We start from the raw sequence: 20,062 nt of genomic DNA, 5'->3' as shown, positions 1-20,062 counted from the left end.
TTAGGCCAGCCCGAGGGCAAACTCCTCAACCCGTGTGAACACTTCAGCTTGGGCTTGTTGGGAGGCGCGCCAATCTCCAGGGATCTGCAAAGAGTGGTCGGCTCCGGGCACCTCAAAGAACGTTCCTGCACTCTCTGATTTACGACCGCCGTCCCACAGTTTGTCCTGCGAACCTCCGATGAACAGGTCGTCCTTTGACGATGCACCGATGGTGCTTCTGACCCGCTCATCGGTGAGCAGTGGTGTCAGCCAGATGCCGGGGATGCGAGCTTCCTCGGCCCACGGGATACACAAAGTGCTAAATGATTTGGCGACAATCAATCGCTGATCGGCGTCGGGGGCGGCAGCAAAAGCCTGCGTGGCAGCAGCGGCCGCAAATTCGTGAGGGGCAGCACTGGGCGAATCATCAGGAGTCCACCGGGCAGCCTGAACATGCCAGCCCAGGGCTCCCAGCATTTCACCAATCCAGAAGAGGACCGGGCCCTCCACTGGATATCCGGAACCGGGAAGCAGAACGGCGACCTTGGTTTTCTCGGGGTGATCAGTGGAGGCTTTTGCCCAGGTGAAAGATTCCATAAGGCATGGTACTGCGCGACTGGTTGGTGACAACCTAAAATCGATGGATGAATTAACTGGTCCGAACAGTGGCAGTCCCGTAGGGTCCTTGGATGGGGAAAAAATTATCCAAAACACTTCTGTCTTGTTTGATCCCGGCAGCCATCCTGGGGACCACCAGCTGTGCGATTCCGGGAGGGGTGAGCACGGCGCCGACTGATGCTCCGACCCCAAGCACGCCCCCGCAAGTGTGTCGCTCTGTGGAGGGAATCCCGGTGGTGACGGAGGACTGTGTGGTCGTGGATCCTGAAGCGGCCATGGCGGCGAACGAGCTGTACCGCCAGCGAAGAGTCCTGACGCCGGACATGCGGGAACATCTCAATTCCTATCTTGAACCCGCTCGAAAGGCACTTGAATCACTCAGCGAGCCCACCACCGCAACTGCAGTAGTGGAAGCGTTCGGCTCCGTTGGACTTACGGACGCGGTGCAGACGGATGACAACGGAAATGGTGTGCGGTTTGGGGCAGCGTCGCCGCAAGGCGGATGCCTCTTCGGATATGTGGCTTTCGACGGCAAGGTTGACATTTCTACCGGCGGCAGCATTATGGACGGCGGCTGCCTGGAGATGCCCGGGCACTGAGCCCCATCTCTTGGGATCCGGCCCTGTTTCTTCCACCACCTAGGCCACCCCCAACCACCACCTAGACGCTCCCAAATAACCCCTAATTTCGGCCGATTCACCACCTAGTTTCCGCTTTCCGCCCTGTGGCCCTTCGGCCCGCCCATAGTGTCCTTCTCATAACGAGCACCCGGAAATGATGCCGGGACTGCTCCGGAGAAGAGTGCACAACTATTGGGGGTTGGGTCATTGAAGCTGAGTCAGCAACAGAGCATTGCCGCCGCTGTGGATCAGTGGATCACCGGCATTCCGGGGCGTATCCCGGGCCACGTCATTTTTGTCGAGAATCCTGACCACACCGGCTACGCGAAGACGCTGGCCGGCGAGGACTCCACCATCCTGGTCCTCAACGGGGACAACACGGACCCGGGCATCGTGCCCGTCACGGGATCCTTCGACGTCGCAGGAGAAGAACTCCTGGTGGACGGCAGGCTGAGTCTGGAAATCCAGGACTATGTGGCAATCCCGTTCGTGAATCTTGTGGGTGTGACGGTAGTCAGGATCACCACCAAAGAGGACTGGCAGGCCTTCTTCGACGACGCCGAGGAAGCCTGCCGAACAGGCCACTTCGTCCAGCAACTTACCGAGGTCAATGCGGTGCTGGCTGAGCGGGGACTGCTGAGCGGGGCGCCAAAGGACAATCTCCTTCTGGCCAGGCTCCACATCACGTGGGGTGGATCCGTTCTCAGCGGACCCTACGGAACCAAGATCGGCACGGTTGGGGACGCTCTCGCTGACCTGCGGATCAGGTCCATCGCCCTCCGGCCGGAGTCCGCCGTTGCCGCGGCCTACTACCCCTGGGACATCTACGAGTCGCTGGCCGCCAAACCGTGGATTGCCCGCTACCTGGCCGCGTTGGACGCCTGGAAGTTCGTAGCCCGCGAGGACCGTGCCGCCACCAGGCTGGTGGGATTCGGAGCCAGCCTCTACGGCGCAGCGCTGAGGGACGGTTTGCCGTCAGCGCATGCTCCCTTCATCCTGAAGCGGGGGAATGACCATACCCTTCTGGACGCCCAGACCGGGCGTCTCTTCAAGATCGGTCCGGACGCCGCCGCCATTATCGAAGCCGTTTCCAACCTTCGCGACGTCAGGGTGGCTGCCATCGCAGCGGCGCCGGCCATCAAAGTTTCAGCTGCGCTCGCCGAGGAAGCCGCCCATGCTGTCCTGGACCGGTTTGGGCAACTCGGTATCGACATTGTTGGTGCACGCTGATGACCGTTGTGCCGATCCTTCCCACCCCCAGGACACAACTCCCGCTGTGGGTCCCACTCGTCTCCCAGCACGACTTCGCAGGGGAAAGCCATACAGCCGTCAGTGCCAACGGAGTCCATGTCACCTTCGACGACGGACGGCAACGCCTCTGCGCCAAGAGCGGGCTCTGGAACACCAACCTGGGCTACGGAAACGGGAACATCGCTGGGGCCGTAGCCAAGGAACTCCACAAGGCGTCCTACCTTCCGCTCTTTCGCACGGCTCACCGCGCGGCCATTGAAGCTTCCAAAGCCTTGTTGAACCTGCCGTCCCACAGCTTCCACCGCGTCCTCTTCTCTACCTCCGGAGGCGCTGCCAACGATGCCGTGATGAAGCTGGCACGCCAGTACTTCGTCCTGGACGGGCAGCCTGAACGGAAACTTGTCGTCGGGCTGAAGGGCAGTTATCACGGGCTGACGTATGGAAGCCAGGCCCTGAGCGGCGATGAACTGGGACAAGTCGTGTACGGAGTAGACCGGCGGAGTATCCGGCACATCAGCTTTGACGACGACGGTGCGGAACTGGCGCAGCTCATGCGCAGAGAAGGCCCCAGGATTGCAGCGGTCATCATGGAGCCCGTCCTTGGATCAGGCGCGGAAGCGGTCCCTGACGCTTTCATCGAAGCGGTCATCAAATACCGGGACCGGCACGGCTTTCTCGTGGTGGCCGACGAGGTAGCCACCGGCTTCGGGAGGGTAAATGGCTGGTTCGCCTCCGACGCGTGGCCTCAGCAACCAGACGTCATCGTTACGTCCAAGGGACTGACCAACGGCACCAGCGCCTGCGCCGCCCTCCTGATCGCACAGCGGGTGACAGAAGCTTTCGATAAGAACGAATCCGTCTTCGTTCACGGGGAAACACAGGCAGGCACCCCGGCAACGTGCGCGGCGATCATCAGCACCATCGCCGAGATGAAAAGACTGGACCACAACACCCTGACCAAGCAGGTGGCCTCTGGCCTCAGCGACCTCATCGAGGACCTGCAAAACACTCGAGGCATAGGCAATTCCACGGGCCGCGGCTGCATAAGGGCCATCAAAATGCTGTCCCGCAACGGAACACCCCTTTCATCAAACGGCGTCCTTGCCGTAGTACGGCGCATCCACGACGCCGGGGCAATCGTGCAAGCCGGGCCGGGACGAATCCAACTCCTGCCCGCACTCATCTATACGGAGGAGAACTTCGAGGAACTGCGCCAGGCCATCCGCACTGGCCTGGCCGCTGCCGAAAAAGATGGGGTCTTCGCATGATCGCGGACCACATGTGGCGGACCCGCTGTGTCATCCTCGACGACGGCACGGCCTCCAAGTACATCGGCGGCCTGACCCGCGGACGGACGGGATTGGTGGTGGACAGCCACCTGGGAGGACACCGGGACAAGCTGTTGGCCGGCCACCTCAACGGTGCACCGGTCCTGGACCTGCACGCGACGCCAGTGACCGTGGAAACCGTCCGGACGGTGGGTAGCTTCATCCGCGAAAACGGACTTCAGACCGTTGCGGGGCTCGGCGGAGGCTCAGTCCTGGACGCGGTCAAGCTCGCCGCGCTGTTCACTGCGGATCCGAGCCTGGCCATCTTCGCCGAACGCCATGCCAAACGCTCAGGCCTCCTGGTCCTCCCGCCGGTGACCAACCCCAAGGAACGTCCCAAGACCATTCTGATGCCGTCCACCGTGGGGACCGGCGCCGAAGTCAGCGCCGTAGCGTGCCTGGACACCGCCGTCGGACGCCGTTTGATTGTCTCGCGGCACCTGACAGGTGACGCTGCACTGCTCGACGCCGGACACCTCGCCACCCTGTCCAAACGGCTGGTTTACGAGGGGCTGCTTGAAGCGTTCCTGCGCGTGGCCGGGACCATGATTGGCAGCCACCACAGCATCTTCGACGACGACGGCCATGCACTCATCCAACGGATAGTGCAGCTGGGGCAGCAACTGTCCTGCCAGGATGCTCCGGAGCTGAGGCTGGCCGCCGCCCGCCTGAGCATGGAAACGCACACCGGCTGGGCACTGATGGGGCGCAACCCTTACGGCGCCAAGCACTGGTACGTGGCGAACGAGCTCTCCTACGTCACGGGCGCGCGGAAAATGACGGCAACGGCCTCGGTGATTGGCCCCATCTGGAGGGAAATCGGTGAGGGCGCCGCAGGGTGGGGCGATTCCACACGGCTCAAGCACCTCTGGAACATGGTGACGGCAACGGAACCTTCACTGGATCCCGATCCTGGGCGGGGTATTGACGAGTTGATGTGGCAGTGGGGCGTCACGGGGCTCCCATCCATCACCGAGGAAATCCTGGTCCGCACCACAGACGCCTGCATCCGCAACTGGGGCGGCGGGCTTCCGATGCTTCGAGGCATCGACGCCGCACAGATCCAGCACATCCTCAGCGCCGCTGCGGGAGGATCCCACATCTTGCCAGGCCCCACGGGCAATCTACCAGAGGCAGGGGAGAGGGGGTGAACACATGAACAGCACCAACACGCTCGAGAGCCTGGACCTCCACATCCAGGAGCTGGAGCCCATGGACGTTCCGGATGACTGGGACGAACGAATCAAGGGCATTTCAGCGGGACTGGCATTGGTAGGAATTGCCGTCGCCATCACCTGATCTCCCGCCTGTCCGCCACCACAGCAGCAGCGAAGGGAGGTGAACGCGAATGCAAAAACAGCTCAACATCTACATCCAGGAGATCGAGTCGCTGGACACCCCCGACTTCCAGAACTGGTTCATCGGGGTCTCCCAGGGAGTCGCCATCGGCATCATCGCCGTCAGCATCACGTAGTGCCCGTCTGCAGCATTCACAACAACAAGGAAGGAGGAACCAATGATCGCAAACTCGACGCTCCAGCTGTCCATCGAAGAGCTGGAGAACCTCGACACCCCGGACGATACGCCGTGGTACATCCGGGTTGGTGACGTCATCATCATCGCCGGCATCGTCGTCGGAATCGCCGCCACATAGCCGGTGCACGCGGGTGGTGCCACGTTCCGTCCCACCCGCGTGCATCCCCGGACCACTCTCAACCTCCCGGAGAACACGAGCTGATGAACACCGCAAAAGATAAGACCGCCGACGCCGTTCTGCGGATCCTGGGCCATGTGGATCCGCCGGAGGATCTGTACAGCGTTTCAGGTTCCCGCCTCTATGACCTTGTCACCGCCAACGACCTGACGGAACTGCCCGAGATCCTCACCGCGGCGCGCAAAACCGCGGGGCCCATCCTTGAGTTGGCTGCCGGTTCCGGACGGATTACCCGTCCCCTCCTCACTTTGGGACGTCCGCTGACCGCGGTCGACTCTTCCCGGGAAATGCTGGCCTTGCTCAAGACCAAGGTGGAAATGCAGGCCTTCAACCCGCGCAGTGTGGCGGTGGACATGGTGGAGGCTGACATGTCCGGCTTTGAGCTCGGCGACGGATACGGCTGCGTGGTTCTCGGTGCCAGTTCCATCACCCTCCTTGACCCGGTTGGCAGGCGTGCGTTGTTCCGCAGGGTCCGCGGCTGTCTGGCGCCGGAGGGTCGTTTCCTTCTCACGGTCCTGAACGCGGACAGCCACCATGCGTCAGAAGACAACGACGGCGGCACAACAGTTTCGCCGTTGGGCAAGGACTCATTCCTCATCACCACGGAAAGCCGCGACCCAGCCAACGGTGCCCGCCACGTCACCATGATCCACGTCAGTTTCGGTGAGGGCGGCACGTACCGGTCTTCGGCGTACGCCAGCGACATCGCGTTCGTCAGCAACAGCCTCATCGAAGAGGAAATCACTGCTGAGGGCTTGACCATCCTGGAACGCAGGCCGGTCCGCATCGCCACACGCACCCCTGGCCTGGACGACATTGAGTTGTGGGTGTGCGGCGTATGAGCATCGATCCTGTACGGACCCTCGATCCGTCGCTGGGCCTGGTGTCGGAATCGGGGGTGTACGTGCCCAACGAGGTTGGGCTGTGGCGAACCGCCGGTGTGTTGGCACATGGGCGGGCATCGCAAGCAGGGTTCGCCTCCGCCGTCGGCGCTTTTGATGTGAGGAAACGCGACTCAATCACCCGGGGTGCGGGAGAAGCTGTGGAACGGTTTGCGCTGGCTCCCGCGCCCGCGGATTCCGAGCACCTTCTTGTCCGGACAGGGGGTGCGGACCCGCGGATCGACTTCATCTCGGCGGCGCTTGGGAGACCATCAGCGCTCGCCTACGAATTTCCTTGGTACCGGGCCACCAACCTGCTCACCGGAAAGGCCTCGCATGTTCCGGCGCCGGTAGTGGATTACTGCCCCGGACACATGGAGGCGAATCCGTGGGACCGCTTCTTCGATCCGTCTCCCAATGGTGCAGCATCGGGTCCATCGGAGGTCTTTGCGCAGATTGCGGGCATCGGGGAAGTGCTGGAACGGGATGCGTTCCTGGCCGCATGGCACCAGCGGACACCCTTGTTCAGCTTCGATGTGGCGTCCCTGCCCGACGCTGTGCGGTCCACCCAGGAGGTGCGGAGCTTCCTGTTGCTCCTTGACGCGGCGAGGTCTGCCGGCGTCGAACCGTTGTTGGCTTTCATCCCGCAGCAGGGCAGCCCGCTGGTTACGGCGGTGTGCGTGATTGCCGACGAGGCGCACTTTGGTGCGGTAGGGCTCAAAGCGGCCGCCCATCCTGTGTCCGCGTTGCGTGGAGCACTTCAGGAAGGCCTCCAAATCCGGGAGCTGTTTCAAACCCGTTCCCGTCCGCGGTCTCCCGAGGCGGTGACGGATGACGATTCCCGGGCCGACTTCTGGACGACGCCGGCCCCCATTGGCGGGTTGCTCCGGTGGGTCCAGTCCTTCCAGCCGGTGGGTCTCCCCGACATCCAACCCACGCCGGACGTTGAAACCTTGGTGCGATACCTCGCGGAAAGGGACATCCAAACACACTGGGTGAGCCTCACCCACAGGCTGCCCGAAGCGATCCAGGACATGGGTTGGGTGGCCGGAAAAGCGATCTGCCCCGGCACAGTCCCCCTCACCATGGACGAAACCAAACGACTGTTTCTGCCCGGCCATATCTCAACCCCGCACCCGCTGATATGAGCAGGCTCAAAGTGCGCGCAGACCGGGCGGTCGAGTGGCCCGTGCAGCTTTCCCCGTCGGGGTCCATCGATGCCCCGCTTGCGGCTGCCGGGCCCTGGATCGTGGCCATTAACGGTGTGCCGAAAGCCAGAGTCTCCGCCGACGTCGCGAACGTCCTCAAAGCTGTGGACGGGAAGAAGGACGCGGCCCAAGTGGCGCATCTTCTCGGATCTCCGTGGACAGCCCAGGATGTCGCGGGGATCGTCGGCCAGTTGGCGCACACAGGAATATTCGACGGCGGTGCGGCGCCCGTTGCGGTACGACGGGTCCAGTTCAGGCCGCCACTGACAGTGCAGTTCACCCTGTTCAATCCCGCGCCCTTGCTGCAGTTCTTCCGACCCATGGTGGCGGCCATGGCGCGGCCCGGCATGGCTGGGGTGGCCCTGCTTCTTCTTCTCGGCGGATTGGTGGGCGCTTTCATTGCGGGGCCCAGCATGTGGCGGGTCCTGGCTACACCACTGCCGGTGGAGGCCTACCTGTACGTCGTGGCGGCGATGTTCGTGTCCACGCTTCTGCACGAACTGGGCCACGGCATGGCACTCACGTACTTTGGCGGGACACCGCGTCGCCTTGGGATCATGCTGTTCTATCTTTCGCCTGCGTTCTTCTGCGATGTGACGGATGGGTGGCGGCTGAGCTCCAGAAAGCAACGCGTCCTGGTTGCCTTGGCAGGGCCTTTGGTCCACGTTGCTCTGGGCAGCATGGTTCTGGCCGGCCAAGCGCTGCTTCCTGAGTCATCGGTGAAGGATGCCGCTGTCCTTTATGGCGTCATTTGCTACGCCGTGGCCGTGCTCAACTTGTTCCCCTTCATCAAGCTGGACGGCTATGTGGCCCTGATGTCTGCGGTGGACATTCCACACCTCCGGAAAAAGTCCTTGGATTCCTTGGCCGATGTCGTCAGCTTCCGGGTCCTCGGATCCCGACGCGCACTGGGCCCCGGCGGCCTGCTTCCATGGTTTGGGCTCGCCAGTTTTGTTGCCGGAATAGCCTTCATGCTGATCGGTTACCAACGCTTGGTGCCGATTTTCCTTCAGCTGGGCTTTGTGGGCCACTTGGTGGTCCTCGCGGTCCTGTGCCTGCTGCTTGTCTTGGCACTCAGGGGTGTAATCCGGTTCTTCCAGGCTGCGGCCGCCAAGGGGAGTCCGAGTTGGCGTCGGCTCTTGGTGGTGACGCTGGGGCTGGCGACCATCGGCGTGCTCCTGGCGATCATCCCTGTCAGGGCGGTAACCATTGCTGGCTACACCTACCAAGGTGGTCAGCTGAAGATCGTAATGCCGGTCCAAGGCCCGTCCCAGGCACTATCCCCGGGAGACGCAGTCACGCTGCAATCGCAGGGAATGATCCTTCACGAAAACCTGGGACGGGCAACCATCGGTGACCAACCGCCGTCGAACTCCATGGCACCGCTGGACACCTTGGTCCCCGTAGCCCTCGCAGGCGACACCCTGCCGGTGATTGCCTTCTCCGGCCGCTTGGAATCAGGAACGAACCTTTCGTCCTCCGGGCGGGCCGAAGTAGCCAGCCACCACGAGACGAGCTTGGGGGAATGGCTCTGGGAGTCCATCACCAGTTCGCCCCTGTGGCCATGGCAAGCAGGACCAACTGCAGACTCCACGAAAGGGCAGCCATGACAATTCACGCCAGTTTTGAGCAGTTCAGCAAGAAGAGGGGCGGACGTTTCGCCGTCGAGGGGCTGACATTCGATGTTCCCGCGGGGAAGGTGGTGGGACTGATCGGCCCTAACGGAGCAGGGAAAAGTACCGCGCTCGCCGGCCTCACAGGTCTGGTGGAGGCGACGTCCGGCCGCGCAACTGTGTTCGGTGTGGACTACCGATCCCTGCGCAGGCCCGCCGGCAGGGTGGGTGTGAACTTGGACGGGATGGACGTTGAGCCTGGGCTGACGGGGCGTCGGCACCTGCAGATCTGCCAGCTCGCCGCCGGAGCAGACAGCGACAACGTGGAGCGGGCACTGGAGCAGGTGGATCTGGCGGTCGAAGCCAACAAAAAGGTCCGGGACTACTCGTTGGGCATGAAGCAACGCCTGGGGATTGCCTCCGCGTTGGTTGGTAATCCCCAGTTACTTGTCCTCGACGAGCCCGCCAACGGACTGGACCCCGAGGGCATTCAATGGCTGCGACGCTTCTTGCGCGAATTCGCCGCCGCTGGTGGCAGTGCGCTGGTTTCGAGCCACCAACTGATGGAATTGGAGCAAGTGGCGGACCAGGTTGTCATCCTCAAACAGAAGGTCCTTTTCAGCGGAACCCTCGGGGAAGCCAAAGCTCTTGGCGGGGGCAGCCTTGAAGCTGCGTACTTCAAGATCCTGGCAGGTGCCTAATGACCGGTGGCGCTGTGGCGGCAGTGACAAGCGGGATCCGATCGGAGCTCCTCAGGTACGTCAGCGGATATTCCAGCCTGGGTATCGTGGCGTTCAGTGCGCTGGTGCCGTGGTTCGTGGCCAACTTCCTTGGATGGCCGGACAGCTCGGGTGGTCTGTCGGTTTCGGACAACATCAGGATCTTCTGGTCAGTGGCCGCAAGTATTGCGCCGGTAGCCACGTTCGCAGGAAGCTATCTGGTCACCCGCGAAGCCTATTACGGGACGCTCCGCCGCTCTGTGGTGGCAGCCGGAATGACGAATGTGCTGGTGAGTAAATACGTTGCCGCGGTGATGGTGGGACTCGGCTCCGTCGTCACAGGCATCGTGGTGTGGGGCGGAACCGTAGTCTTCTCGCTGCCACAGGATGTTGCCTCGCAGCTCGTGGCCCCGGAATCGCTGGGACTGTTGCCGGGGGTGCTGGTGGCCTCGGCTCTCGCTGCTGTCTGGGGATGCTCGCTTGGGTGGATCTTTCAGCACTACTACGCGACGACGATCCTCACGTTGGTGATCCCACTCGCCGTCGAACTGCCGCTGCTCGCGAACGCCCCGGATGTGGCCCGTTGGCTTCCGTCCGGCGCTTTGGCGGGGCTCGCTTCTGTTCCCTTTGAGGGCCTGCTCGAACCCAGTGCGGCGTTTTGCGTATCTCTGGGATGGCTGCTGTTCGCAGGCTTTGGCGCCGTGTGGTCCCTTCGCCGGAAGGAGCTTTGACGTGGTGTCCGCTTTTCTCTCGGACCTGCGCCGTCCCTGGCTGTGGAAGGGCTCGGGTGTTGGCGCCGCGTTGGTGCTGGGCTTCATGGCCTTGGTTTCTGTTGCCGCAGCGCTTGGACCCGGTCCGTCCATGGAGGGCTTCGACGAGTCTTTGGTGGATGCAGGCCTGACGCTCACGCTCACTGCGGCCGCGGTGGTGGGCTCCTTCGCTTTCACCGCCGATTACCGCACTGGTTGTTTCAGCCGCCGGGTCCTGCTGTTTCGGCGGATCCCGGCGTTTCTGGGCCGGGCAGCCACTACATCATTGGGCGCGCTGATCAGCGGCGCAGTAGTTGGCCTGACCTTTGTCCTATCCGGGAAACTGGTGGATGAATCGTGGCACGTGAGCTTGACCGTTGTACCGGCCTTCGCGGGGCTTGCCGCCATGGGATCGGTGTGGGGGTTCGCTGCAGGTTCCCTCATCCGCAACCACCTGGTGAGCCTGTTCGCCGTACCCCTTTCCCTTCTGCTCCCGGAGATGCTGATAGGCCCGGATACCACTTTCTTCCCGGTCCTCGCCGCCGACTGGGCACACCAATCAGCTGTCAACATACCGGCTTGGGGCTCTTTTATGGGAGCAGCGGGCTGGCTTGTAGTTGTCACAGCACTAGCCTTCGGAGTTTTCCTGAAGCGCGACCTCGCCTGACTGTTCAACCCCTTCCTAAGGAGTACAACGATGAATCGCAAACCCTTGTTATGGCTGCTGCTGGCCTTGGTGCTCGCCGCCTATGCTGTCTCGATCTTCGTCTCCAACCCAGGGCAATCGCCGTGGTCCATGATCACCGGAATCATCATGTCGGCCGCATCGGTAGTCATGGTGTGGAGATACAGCTGGGAGATCAGGAACAACCGCCCGTCGTGACCGAGCCGGATGAAGCCCGCCTCGTCGGCGGCCCAAGCGGGGCGTCTCGGAGGCGGGCTTGCAGGCGACGGTTGGAGGCCTTCCAACTGGCTTCAGACGAAGGAGTTATCTGGCGGGTTTGACCGGTTTTACCACTAGCGCCGAACCACCACCGCGCCTGGTCGGCTCGGCAGCTGCGGTCATCTGTCCGTCCTTGCCAAATTCGATGGCCGTCGCTGCCCCGATCTCCGCCGCCGACGTAAAGGCATCACCCGCCGGAACCAGGTCATGGCCCAACGACTCCAGTGCAGGACCATAGGCGTCAATGAAGGCGGGCTCGGAACTGACAGTCGCTCCATTTCGAGGTGCAGCCCGTGGCGCAGCAAGGGCCTCGGAGACTGTCATCCCCAGATCGACGCGGTTCAGGATGGTCTGCAGCACCGTGGTGATAATGGTCGATCCACCGGGGGATCCCAGTGCCAGGAACGGCTTCTGGTCCTTCAAAATGATGGTGGGCGACATTGAGGAACGCGGCCTCTTGTTCGGTTCAATCCGATTGGGATCCTTCGGATCGTAGACCGTGCTGAAGTCAGTCAGCTCATTGTTCAGGAGGAAACCCCGGCCAGGAACAACAATTCCCGAACCGCCGGTCTGCTCGATCGTCAGCGTGTACTCCACCACGTTGCCCCACTTGTCGGCGACCGTCAGGTTCGTCGTGGAGATGTTCTCCGTATCCGTCTCCTTGGCGAGGGGCGCCACGGCAGCCGGGCACGCGCCGTCGTACGTTTCTATATTGCCGGGGGCGACAGGCTTGGGAGCGGCCGCCGTCGGATCGATTTCGCAGGAGCGTTCCTTGGCGAACACATCGTTCAGCAAAGTACCGGTGGGGACATTCACGAAGGCGGGATCACCCACATAGGCGCCGCGGTCCGCGAAGGCCAAGGAGCTGGCCTCGAAGTAGTGGTGCAGGGCATCGGCCGGTTTCATGCCCTTGAGGTCGTAGTTTTCCAGGATGTTCAGCGCCTCGCCCACCGTGGTGCCGCCGCTGCTGGAGGGAGCCATGCCGTAGACGTCATAGCCGCGGTACTCCACTTTGGTGGCGTCCTGGTCCAGCGCCTTGTAGTTGGCAAGATCCTGGGTGGTCATGAACCCCACCGGGACGGGAAGCTTGGTTTCCGCGGTCTTCGGCGGCGCCTGCACGGTCTTGGCGATCTCCTCTGCGAGCGGACCTCCGTAGAAGGCGTCGGTGCCCTCCTTGGCGAGCAGCCGGTAGGTCGCGGCGAGGTCGTGGTTCTGGAAGACACTTCCGACGGCGGGAGCGTCACCGCCGGGCAGGAACAGGTCCCGGGTTGGAGTGAACGCATCGAAGCGGACCTTGTTGTCCAGGGTCTGCTGGCGGAACGTCTCATCCACGACAAAACCGCGGTTGGCTACCTTGATGGCGGGCTTCAAGGCTTCACCCAAGTCCAGGGTTCCCCAGCGTTCCAGCGCGCGCTCCCAGGTGGCAGGAGTGCCGGGGACGCCGACGGAGACGCCGCTGGTGACCAGATCGGGCGTGAACTTGTAGGGCTGCTTGGTGGCAGGGTCAATGAAAGCGTCGTTGGGCATGCCGGCCGGAGCGGTTTCACGGCCGTCGATGGTGCCCACTTGTTTGGTCTTTGCGTCGTAGAACACGAAGTAGCCGCCGCCTCCAATGCCGGCGCTGTAGGGCTCGGTAACGCCGAGGGTGGCTGCAGCTGCAACCGCGGCATCTGCTGCGTTGCCGCCCCTCTTCAGTACTTCAATGGCGGCCGCGGATGCCTCGGGATCCACGGTGCTCACGGCACCTCCGTAGCCGGTGGCCGTTGCGTTCTTATCGGTTGCGCGGGGATCGGCGAAGGCGGGACTGGCCATCGCCCCGCTCGTCGCCGTTAGGGCCAAGGCTGCCGTCACAGCAGCCAGTTGACGTCTCACATGTGTCATGGTTCCTCCCAGAGTTGTTCCAGACGGTGATGTGGGTGGACGGTCCGGTCACCCTACCCCGTGGCTCTGCCAGGGGACAACGGTTGTCATTCGGGTGGGTTTGGGGGTAAGGCGGGGCTCGAGGGAACCTATTCGTCGGCTCCCTTTACACGGAGATCACCGATGATGGCTGCGGGGGTTCGGAGAACGGGGCAGGCCCAAACGCCTTGGTCGCCCACCAGTTGAGCGGCCATGGGGTGATTGTTGGGATGCCAAGGACACTGGGGCCAATTGCTGTTGGTGGGGCCGTTTTCTTCGATAACCCATTCCTGGACCTGGTCCGCTAGTGATACCAACTGCTCGGCCCGTGGTAGGTCGCGCCTGACCGACACGCCTTGTCCCGATGAGTCGCGGACGCTGTAAATCATCGCCGAGAGTGCCCGCGGGTCGTCGTTCCAAGCAAGATCTTCGATGCGTGGCTCCTCAAGACCGCTGGACCTCACATCCTGCAGAACGTGCCTGATGATCTCTACAATCTTTGCTGTCATAGCAGCCTCTCTGGCTGGAACCACTACGTCGACCTGGAACCACTAAGTCGACGCAACGGTACACCGGATATCAAGACCCAATCTCGCTGGACTTGTAGGCTCGGTATTCAGTCTGGGTTGTAAGTGTCCTGGAAACGTCATGAGGGAAGTAGGTTGATGGCCGCCGCCCTTGAATTCGTCAGGTACCAATCAACGAAAGTGAATACGCGCGGAATCCACGTCGGGATCTTTGGCCTGGCTAACGGACTGGCGAAGGACGGAAAGCTAAGCGAAGAAGACCATCGTTGGTGGCAGACCGCGAATGCTTGGTACGACGCCGCTTACCCTGACCCGAATCTCATGGATCCCACAGTTTATGACCGCACCATCAATCTCCACGCCCAAGCGTGGTTCAAGACGAGTGCCGTGCATTTACTGGACAGGGTCCCCGGCTATCTGGCGTTGTTGAATCGCCACGGGGTGCAATGGGAAGAACTTCGTTCATCAACGCCAGGACGTGTCCTCTACGAAGACGACGTTCAGGTGGTGGTGGTACCGACTCGCTGAGTATGTACCGTAGAGCCATGGCAATCAACTTTGACGTGCGTCGTGCCGAGCCTGCGGATGCGCTCGACATGGCAAAAGTACATGTGGATACCTGGCGCGAAACCTACCGGGGCTTGATGAGCGACTCGGAGCTGGACGATCCCGGTCTCCTGGAGTGGCGGGAGAAATTCTGGACCGCAGCGCTGACTGATCCCCGCTATGAAAAGAACAACGTCGCCGTCGCTTTGCATGACAACAGGTTGATCGGCATTGCCATGTCAGGCCCCTCATCTGATCTTCCTGAGGAGCCGCAGGAGTTGTACGTCCTTTACGCGTATGCATCGTCCCACGGCTCGGGCGTGGGAGCGGCGCTTCTCGACGCAGTGATCAGCCCTTCCGCACCTGCTGTGCTGTGGGTGGCCGACCCTAATCCGCGAGCCCAAGCCTTCTACCGGAAGAACGGATTCATTGCCGACGGAGCGGTGAAGGTCGAAGACGGCGTAAGGGACATCCGGATGGTCCGCACCTTTCAGACAAACTAGCCCGATGCCAAGGAGTTCCGACGAGCAATAACGAACCGGGCGCCAACACCCGTCAGGCCTATGACCAAGGCCAGCAGAATCGTGGGCAGCGCGGCTCCGTCGGGACCTAGGCCCCGCCCGAATACATCGCGTCCCATCGAGAGCATCGCCGGGATGTCTCCTGCCAGTACACGTGTGCCGAGGACGGATTGGACGGCGGTGAAAAGCGCCGGGAGCAGCCACAGGAAGAGGATGTTGAGCACCCAGGCAACCGCTCGACGGGCGGGCCGGAGGCCGCACCACGCCAGCGCGCAACCCACCAGGACGGCAGGAACCCATCGGGCAACAGTAGGTACGGCGGTGGGAACGCTGAGGAAGCCCACCGCGCTCACCACCCACACCACGGCCCACGACGTGACCGGGATGGCCATAAGCCCGAATCCGATGGTGGCCTTTACGGTTGAAGACGAAGCGATAAGTAACAACGCGACCAGCGCTGCCAGTAGGCAACCGATGACGCCGGCCAGAAGACCTCCGAAGTAGAGCCCGGGCAGGCTTCCGGGCAAGAGCCCCTCCCTGAGTACCACGAATGACTGGATGGTGGCGGCGACGTGAACCACGAGGACTCCGGATAGGGCGCACCACGTGACGAGTCGACGGCGGGCGGGTGACCAGATGCGAACTGTAAGCCCGGCAACAGCCCCACCAACCGTGAGGAGGGCCAGGATGGTGGTCGCCTCATATTGACTCAGAGGCAGCAGGGCCGTCGGCATCAGATCTGGCATCACCTGCGTAGCCCACAGGTTCTGAAGAGGCAGAGTAGCACCAGTAATCCACCACGGTGCGAGTCCAAGAACGCCAGCCAGGAGTCCGATCAACCACCCCCGCAGCGCGTCCCGGGCGGCCGTGTTCGATGGCTTCCCGGACGGGACAGAGTGCTGTGCAGTTTGCTCGGGGTGGCTCACGAGGCTCCTCGTTTGAGTCTGACTGGAGTGCCCGAGCCTATAGGCGGAGGGCCAACCGCCAATACTACACCGAGTGGACTAAATCCGAAGGTTCAAACAACCAGCCGCAGCGGCCGCTTCCCCAACTGAACGGTGATCTCCTGCCCCCAAGATGCCGTCAGCCGGTCATCTTCCATGCCGTCGCCGAACACCACCAGCTGATCGGATGCCACGGTAATCCGCAGCACCTCGACGGCTTCGAGTACGCCTTCGGTGAGTGAGGCGCCCGTGACGGGGGAGGGCCATGCTTCGCGGACGAACCACGCGAGCCGCGGATCGGTCGGAGCCGGGAGTACACGCCCACCGCGTTCCAGGGCGATCGACGCGCACCAGCCGGTGGCGCCGGTGCCCGTGGAAACAATAAGGCCCGACGACGACTGCCGCTCGGTTTGCCCGCCGGGCTGGGTGAAACTGGGCGCCGTCACGGTGTACTTTGCCGACTGGTGTGAGGCGTGCCCGATGAAAACTTCGTTGAGCGCCGAAAGCTGCTGCCCGTCGTCGAGCGTTGCCGTCAGTGTGGTGAGGTCCTGGCAGTGCAGCCGCCCAACGTCGCCAGTGGCCAGGAGTGCAGCGGCCGCGGCCGGTGTGTGACGGACCAGGACTCCGGGGTTGGCGCCGGGCTCCGGGTCGATGCCGATGACCGGCTGCCCGTTCAGGTACTTGGCAACATTTGCCACCAGGCCGTCCTGCCCCACCACGGCGATGATGTCTTCCGCCGTGAGCAGGAAGCGGCTGAGGTCTGCGCGTTCCACTTCGGCCTGCCGCCAGTCGGAAGGCACGGCAGAACGGACTGTGGCCAAGGCTGCGGTGAGGTGATCGTGACGCTCCTGCACGTCCTGGATGCTGCGGCCGCGGGTGCTGAGGAAGAACTCGGCCTGGCCGCGGGTGGCGTGCCGGTCCAGGAGTTCCTGGAGTTCGGTCCGCCGGTGGACGATGACGATGCGCGGGGTGGCCATGACGATCCTTACTTGGTGAGCTCAGTTGTGGCTGGTTCCTTGAACAGCCCGGCAAGTGCTCCACTGAGCAGGTCCGGAGTGATGGTCAGGTTCCCGATGTTCGGCAGGCTTCCGGCAGCGTCCTTCAGGGCCAGAGCCAAAAGCGTGGCCTGTTCCATATTGCGGTAAACCTCCATAGTGGCGGCTTCGCGGGCGGCGGCTGCTTCGCCCACCAGGCGGATTTGGTTTGCCTCGGCTGCTGCGCCAATTCCTTGCCGTTCAGCAGAACCCTGCGCCTCAATCAATCCAGCGGCGGCCTTCTCTTCTGCGGCGCGGCGGGCGTTCGTGCCTTCTTGGGCCACCAGGTTCTCGCGGCGTACGGCGAGTTCGATCTGGCTGGCCATCTCGTTCTCGGAGATGGTGCGTTCGCGTTCGACGGCGACTGCCCGCCTCTCGTAAACAGCGCGGTCCGCTTCGGCTTGAAGTTGCTCCCGGACCGGAGTCTGCAGGGCGCGTTCGACGTCGGCTTCGGGCCGGACGGCCAACACCTGAACGCCGAGGATTTCGATGCCCGTGGATTGCAGTCTGGCATCTGCCCGCAGGGCCTCCGTGAGGACCAGTCGGAGTTGGCTGACGCCGCGTTCGAGCGCCTCGGCGAGGGTGGTGGTGGCGATCTGGTCGATCGCGTGGCTTTGGCACAGCTGGCCGATGATCGTGGAGACCTGCTCACGTCCGGTGGACGGCGCCTTGCCCGCGGTTTGCAGTCCGAAGTCGAGCCGGGTGGAGACGGCCACGGGGTCGATGAATCGGTAGGTCACGTTGGCCTGAACACTGACGTCCTGGTGGTCGCGGGTGATGGCGTGGAAAAGGGTGGGCAGTTCCTGGTCGTCCACGGGAACCTCGCTCAGCACAGAGTTCGCAGGGCGGAAGAAGAAAGCCTGGCCCACGCCTTGGTGTTTGACGGCGCCCTTTTGAAGGTGGACGACGTAGCCGGTGGGGCTGCCGAGGAAGTGGCTGAGCCAGGGGTAGCGCTTGATGGTGGCCATGATGTTCTCGCTTTCAGTTATTCTCGTCAACTTGACGATAACTACACCCTAGGGCGTACTCAGCTTTATTGTCAACATGACGATAACTTCCTATGCTTGATACATGCCTGCATCCCATTTCGCGCCCGAGCGCTTCCCGGTGACGGTCGACGTCGTCGCCCTTACTGTGCGCAACGGTGAGCTGAATATCCTGCTCATTACCCGACTCATCGAGCCCTTCAAAGGAAAGCTGGCCCTCCCGGGTGGCTTCGTTCTGGCGGGCGAGGACCTGCTCGAAGCGGCGGGTCGGGAACTGGCGGAGGAGACCGGCGTCGAGCATCTTCCCGGGCACCTGGAGCAACTGGGCAGTTATGGCCCCAGGGGGCGCGACCCCCGCGGCGACGTCCTGACCGTCGCGCACCTGCTGCTCGCGCCCGACTTTCCGGTGTTGTCGGCGGGCAGCGACGCTGAACAGGCGGCTTGGTATCCGGTGCGGGAGGTCCTTGATGGGAGGCTCGAGCTGGCCTTTGACCATGCGCGCATCCTCGACGACGCTTTGGAGCGGGCCAAGTCGAAGCTGGAATACTCGCCGCTGGGTGCTGCCTTCTGTGGCGACGAATTCACCATCGCCCAGCTTCGCGCCGTTTACGAGGCCGTGTGGGGGACCCGCTTGGACCCGCGGAACTTCCACCGAAAAGCGACCGGGACACCCGGTTTCCTTGAGGACACCGGGCGAATGACAGCGGGCGACGCCGGTCGGCCGGCTGCGCTGTTCAGGCTCGCCCCCGCTGCGCGTCCGACGGCGGGCCAACCCGCCCGCGCGGTGCTGAACCCGCCGCTGATGCGGCCGAGGGAGTAAAGCGGGTGACACTGAACTGGGCAGTCCCGATTCGCCCAGAGTTCAGGACGTTGAAGAGCCAGCGAGAATGAACCTTCACGCACACTTCCACGGACAATCACATCGGCTCTGTGACGGACAGGGGTTTCTTGTGCCGATGAGGGGACGTGAGGTGGCAAGGCGGAGTTAGGGACTGATGGCGTATTCCGTGAAGTGGCCACAGGGTTTAAACCCGAGACGGCGGTACACGGGTTCTCCGTCCTCGGAGGCCTGCAATACTGCGGTTTCGTATCCGGCTTCGCGCGCGGTGTCGAGTGCGGCCACGGTGATTGCGCTGCCGTAACCCCGCCGGCGGTCGGAGGCGAGCGTGGCAATGTTGTAAATCCCGGCGACGCTCGAATGCAAGAACACTTCGGCCGAACAGACGGGGCGACCGTTTATGTATCCGACCAGGTAGCGAGCGGGACAATCGGTGGCGAGGGCAGAGTCTGCGGCCTCGGCAAAGAATTGCTGGACCGTGGCTGCTGGCGGGCTCCAGTTTGCAGCGAGGATCGCGGCGTAATCGGCGAGCTGTTCCTGGGTGGTCACCTGACGGATTGTCAGGTCTTCTACTCGCGTCTCAGGGAGATCGCCGTGCAGGCCCTTCCACATGCCTGTCTCTGTCTCTGACGCCTCGAGGCCGGCGTTCTCAAGGTATTCGGCAAGATTGCCAGGAGTCGAGGCCGGGCCTACCCACCAGGAGAACGGGCGGCCGGTGGATTCCAGGGTTCGGACCGTCTCCGCGGTGCGGGTTTGCGCTGTGTCCTGAGCAAATTGGGCTGCGGCGACGATGTTGAAGGTGTCGTCGGCCAGGCCGCTATCGGCGATCAGGAGATCGGCTGTTTTCGCGACGGAGGCACCGAGGCGGTTACGGTGCAAGTGACTGGCATGCTCAGCTAGATTCTGTTCCATCGCGTGCTGCAGATCGGATTCAGAGCCAAGCGGAAAATTCGCGGCTTCCATGATGATCCATTCAAGCATGCTTCCTCAAGGGTGCCGGGCGTTGACCCCACTCAACGTCTCCGAAGCCTGCTGGCGGGCCGGGCCCAAAGCCAGCGAAGTGTGACACGGTAGTCTGCCGATCAGACCCCCAGACGGCTCGTCGAACGTCCGCAGGCCGATCCCCTACGGGCGCTGCTGTGGC

The 20,062-nt window shown here is 62.8% G+C and carries 24 protein-coding genes; 17 read left to right on the top strand and 7 right to left on the bottom strand.

Annotation, left to right across the window (positions count from 1 at the left end):
- Complete coding sequence (locus AYX22_RS18750; protein ID WP_242703404.1) at positions 1–576, bottom strand: hypothetical protein; 576 nt, start codon at positions 574–576, stop codon at positions 1–3.
- Positions 577–815: 239 nt separating this feature from the next.
- On the opposite strand from AYX22_RS18750, the gene AYX22_RS18745 reads away from it, so the two are divergent.
- From AYX22_RS18745 to AYX22_RS18685, 14 genes are all read left to right on the top strand, one after another.
- Positions 816–1,196: a hypothetical protein gene (locus tag AYX22_RS18745; protein WP_207594915.1), complete on the top strand. Its 381-nt coding sequence runs from the start codon at positions 816–818 to the stop codon at positions 1,194–1,196.
- Between the two features lie 228 nt (positions 1,197–1,424).
- Positions 1,425–2,447, top strand: a complete 1,023-nt coding sequence (gene mpaB / locus AYX22_RS18740) for a daptide biosynthesis RiPP recognition protein (RefSeq protein ID WP_207594913.1) — start codon at positions 1,425–1,427, stop codon at positions 2,445–2,447.
- Positions 2,447–3,736 (top strand): daptide-type RiPP biosynthesis aminotransferase, encoded by a 1,290-nt coding sequence (mpaD, locus tag AYX22_RS18735; RefSeq protein WP_207594911.1) that lies wholly within the window; start codon positions 2,447–2,449, stop codon positions 3,734–3,736. The genes mpaB and mpaD overlap by 1 nt, the downstream gene beginning before the upstream one ends.
- Positions 3,733–4,947, top strand: a complete 1,215-nt coding sequence (gene mpaC, locus AYX22_RS18730) for a daptide-type RiPP biosynthesis dehydogenase (RefSeq protein ID WP_242703403.1) — start codon at positions 3,733–3,735, stop codon at positions 4,945–4,947. Before mpaD ends, mpaC begins: the two co-directional genes overlap by 4 nt.
- A gap of 4 nt (positions 4,948–4,951) precedes the next feature.
- Positions 4,952–5,095, top strand: a complete 144-nt coding sequence (locus tag AYX22_RS18725; RefSeq protein ID WP_207594909.1) for a daptide-type RiPP — start codon at positions 4,952–4,954, stop codon at positions 5,093–5,095.
- Positions 5,096–5,144: 49 nt separating this feature from the next.
- Positions 5,145–5,270 carry a daptide-type RiPP gene (locus AYX22_RS24345; RefSeq protein WP_278251939.1) on the top strand — a complete coding sequence of 42 codons (126 nt, stop codon included), beginning with the start codon at positions 5,145–5,147 and terminating at the stop codon, positions 5,268–5,270.
- A gap of 42 nt (positions 5,271–5,312) precedes the next feature.
- Complete coding sequence (locus AYX22_RS18720; protein ID WP_157731903.1) at positions 5,313–5,450, top strand: daptide-type RiPP; 138 nt, start codon at positions 5,313–5,315, stop codon at positions 5,448–5,450.
- Between the two features lie 83 nt (positions 5,451–5,533).
- On the top strand, positions 5,534–6,352 hold the full coding sequence (gene mpaM, locus AYX22_RS18715; protein WP_207594907.1) for a daptide-type RiPP biosynthesis methyltransferase: 819 nt from the start codon (positions 5,534–5,536) through the stop codon (positions 6,350–6,352).
- On the top strand, positions 6,349–7,539 hold the full coding sequence (locus AYX22_RS18710) for a YcaO-like family protein (RefSeq protein ID WP_207594905.1): 1,191 nt from the start codon (positions 6,349–6,351) through the stop codon (positions 7,537–7,539). The genes mpaM and AYX22_RS18710 overlap by 4 nt, the downstream gene beginning before the upstream one ends.
- A complete protein-coding gene (gene mpaP / locus AYX22_RS18705; protein ID WP_207594903.1) occupies positions 7,536–9,209 on the top strand; it encodes a daptide biosynthesis intramembrane metalloprotease in 1,674 nt (557 codons plus the stop codon). The genes AYX22_RS18710 and mpaP overlap by 4 nt, the downstream gene beginning before the upstream one ends.
- Positions 9,206–9,913 carry an ATP-binding cassette domain-containing protein gene (locus tag AYX22_RS18700; protein WP_207594901.1) on the top strand — a complete coding sequence of 236 codons (708 nt, stop codon included), beginning with the start codon at positions 9,206–9,208 and terminating at the stop codon, positions 9,911–9,913. The genes mpaP and AYX22_RS18700 overlap by 4 nt, the downstream gene beginning before the upstream one ends.
- Complete coding sequence (locus AYX22_RS18695; RefSeq protein ID WP_207594899.1) at positions 9,913–10,662, top strand: hypothetical protein; 750 nt, start codon at positions 9,913–9,915, stop codon at positions 10,660–10,662. The genes AYX22_RS18700 and AYX22_RS18695 overlap by 1 nt, the downstream gene beginning before the upstream one ends.
- Position 10,663: 1 nt before the next feature.
- Complete coding sequence (locus AYX22_RS18690; protein WP_207594897.1) at positions 10,664–11,347, top strand: hypothetical protein; 684 nt, start codon at positions 10,664–10,666, stop codon at positions 11,345–11,347.
- A 30-nt stretch (positions 11,348–11,377) separates the two neighbouring features.
- Positions 11,378–11,563, top strand: coding sequence for a hypothetical protein (locus AYX22_RS18685; RefSeq protein WP_207594894.1), 186 nt, complete (start codon positions 11,378–11,380; stop codon positions 11,561–11,563).
- Between the two features lie 105 nt (positions 11,564–11,668).
- On the opposite strand, the gene ggt is transcribed toward AYX22_RS18685, so the two are convergent.
- Both ggt and AYX22_RS18675 read right to left on the bottom strand, forming a co-directional pair.
- Positions 11,669–13,504 carry a gamma-glutamyltransferase gene (gene ggt / locus AYX22_RS18680; protein ID WP_207594893.1) on the bottom strand — a complete coding sequence of 612 codons (1,836 nt, stop codon included), beginning with the start codon at positions 13,502–13,504 and terminating at the stop codon, positions 11,669–11,671.
- A 128-nt stretch (positions 13,505–13,632) separates the two neighbouring features.
- Positions 13,633–14,031 carry a hypothetical protein gene (locus AYX22_RS18675; protein ID WP_207594891.1) on the bottom strand — a complete coding sequence of 133 codons (399 nt, stop codon included), beginning with the start codon at positions 14,029–14,031 and terminating at the stop codon, positions 13,633–13,635.
- Positions 14,032–14,187: 156 nt separating this feature from the next.
- Here AYX22_RS18675 and AYX22_RS18670 point away from each other — a divergent pair, with 156 nt between their 5' ends.
- Complete coding sequence (locus tag AYX22_RS18670) at positions 14,188–14,577, top strand: hypothetical protein (protein WP_207594889.1); 390 nt, start codon at positions 14,188–14,190, stop codon at positions 14,575–14,577.
- 17 nt (positions 14,578–14,594) lie between these two features.
- Complete coding sequence (locus AYX22_RS18665) at positions 14,595–15,098, top strand: GNAT family N-acetyltransferase (RefSeq protein WP_207594887.1); 504 nt, start codon at positions 14,595–14,597, stop codon at positions 15,096–15,098.
- Here AYX22_RS18665 and AYX22_RS18660 read toward each other — a convergent pair.
- The 3 genes from AYX22_RS18660 to AYX22_RS18650 form a co-directional block, all read right to left on the bottom strand.
- A complete protein-coding gene (locus tag AYX22_RS18660) occupies positions 15,095–16,042 on the bottom strand; it encodes a hypothetical protein (protein ID WP_242703402.1) in 948 nt (315 codons plus the stop codon). The two genes, AYX22_RS18665 and AYX22_RS18660, sit on opposite strands and share 4 nt — an antisense overlap.
- Positions 16,043–16,134: 92 nt before the next feature.
- Complete coding sequence (locus AYX22_RS18655) at positions 16,135–17,037, bottom strand: NAD(+)/NADH kinase (protein WP_207594886.1); 903 nt, start codon at positions 17,035–17,037, stop codon at positions 16,135–16,137.
- Between the two features lie 8 nt (positions 17,038–17,045).
- Positions 17,046–18,062: an SPFH domain-containing protein gene (locus tag AYX22_RS18650; RefSeq protein WP_207594884.1), complete on the bottom strand. Its 1,017-nt coding sequence runs from the start codon at positions 18,060–18,062 to the stop codon at positions 17,046–17,048.
- Between the two features lie 103 nt (positions 18,063–18,165).
- Here AYX22_RS18650 and AYX22_RS18645 point away from each other — a divergent pair, with 103 nt between their 5' ends.
- Entirely contained in the window at positions 18,166–18,900 is a 735-nt protein-coding gene (locus AYX22_RS18645; protein WP_207594882.1) for an NUDIX domain-containing protein, read from the top strand.
- A gap of 165 nt (positions 18,901–19,065) precedes the next feature.
- On the opposite strand, the gene AYX22_RS18640 is transcribed toward AYX22_RS18645, so the two are convergent.
- Complete coding sequence (locus tag AYX22_RS18640) at positions 19,066–19,899, bottom strand: GNAT family N-acetyltransferase (protein ID WP_207594880.1); 834 nt, start codon at positions 19,897–19,899, stop codon at positions 19,066–19,068.
- Between the last annotated feature and the right edge of the window lie 163 nt (positions 19,900–20,062).

It is taken from the genome of Arthrobacter sp. D5-1, from assembly GCF_017357425.1.
Classification (GTDB): Bacteria; Actinomycetota; Actinomycetes; order Actinomycetales; family Micrococcaceae; genus Arthrobacter.
This window is presented reverse-complemented; position numbering and strand designations above follow the sequence as displayed.

Coding starts and splice junctions, on each gene's coding strand:
- AYX22_RS18700 (WP_207594901.1), top strand. CDS start 9,206: ATGACAATTCACGCCAGTTTTGAGCAGTTCAGCAAGAAGAGGGGCGGA.
- mpaD (WP_207594911.1), top strand. CDS start 2,447: ATGACCGTTGTGCCGATCCTTCCCACCCCCAGGACACAACTCCCGCTG.
- AYX22_RS18685 (WP_207594894.1), top strand. CDS start 11,378: ATGAATCGCAAACCCTTGTTATGGCTGCTGCTGGCCTTGGTGCTCGCC.
- AYX22_RS18665 (WP_207594887.1), top strand. CDS start 14,595: ATGGCAATCAACTTTGACGTGCGTCGTGCCGAGCCTGCGGATGCGCTC.
- AYX22_RS18675 (WP_207594891.1), bottom strand. CDS start 14,031: ATGACAGCAAAGATTGTAGAGATCATCAGGCACGTTCTGCAGGATGTG.
- AYX22_RS18650 (WP_207594884.1), bottom strand. CDS start 18,062: ATGGCCACCATCAAGCGCTACCCCTGGCTCAGCCACTTCCTCGGCAGC.
- mpaM (WP_207594907.1), top strand. CDS start 5,534: ATGAACACCGCAAAAGATAAGACCGCCGACGCCGTTCTGCGGATCCTG.
- mpaP (WP_207594903.1), top strand. CDS start 7,536: ATGAGCAGGCTCAAAGTGCGCGCAGACCGGGCGGTCGAGTGGCCCGTG.
- AYX22_RS18695 (WP_207594899.1), top strand. CDS start 9,913: ATGACCGGTGGCGCTGTGGCGGCAGTGACAAGCGGGATCCGATCGGAG.
- AYX22_RS18710 (WP_207594905.1), top strand. CDS start 6,349: ATGAGCATCGATCCTGTACGGACCCTCGATCCGTCGCTGGGCCTGGTG.
- AYX22_RS18725 (WP_207594909.1), top strand. CDS start 4,952: ATGAACAGCACCAACACGCTCGAGAGCCTGGACCTCCACATCCAGGAG.
- AYX22_RS18670 (WP_207594889.1), top strand. CDS start 14,188: ATGGCCGCCGCCCTTGAATTCGTCAGGTACCAATCAACGAAAGTGAAT.
- mpaC (WP_242703403.1), top strand. CDS start 3,733: ATGATCGCGGACCACATGTGGCGGACCCGCTGTGTCATCCTCGACGAC.
- AYX22_RS24345 (WP_278251939.1), top strand. CDS start 5,145: ATGCAAAAACAGCTCAACATCTACATCCAGGAGATCGAGTCGCTGGAC.
- AYX22_RS18750 (WP_242703404.1), bottom strand. CDS start 576: ATGGAATCTTTCACCTGGGCAAAAGCCTCCACTGATCACCCCGAGAAA.
- AYX22_RS18640 (WP_207594880.1), bottom strand. CDS start 19,899: ATGCTTGAATGGATCATCATGGAAGCCGCGAATTTTCCGCTTGGCTCT.
- AYX22_RS18720 (WP_157731903.1), top strand. CDS start 5,313: ATGATCGCAAACTCGACGCTCCAGCTGTCCATCGAAGAGCTGGAGAAC.
- AYX22_RS18645 (WP_207594882.1), top strand. CDS start 18,166: ATGCCTGCATCCCATTTCGCGCCCGAGCGCTTCCCGGTGACGGTCGAC.
- ggt (WP_207594893.1), bottom strand. CDS start 13,504: ATGACACATGTGAGACGTCAACTGGCTGCTGTGACGGCAGCCTTGGCC.
- AYX22_RS18655 (WP_207594886.1), bottom strand. CDS start 17,037: ATGGCCACCCCGCGCATCGTCATCGTCCACCGGCGGACCGAACTCCAG.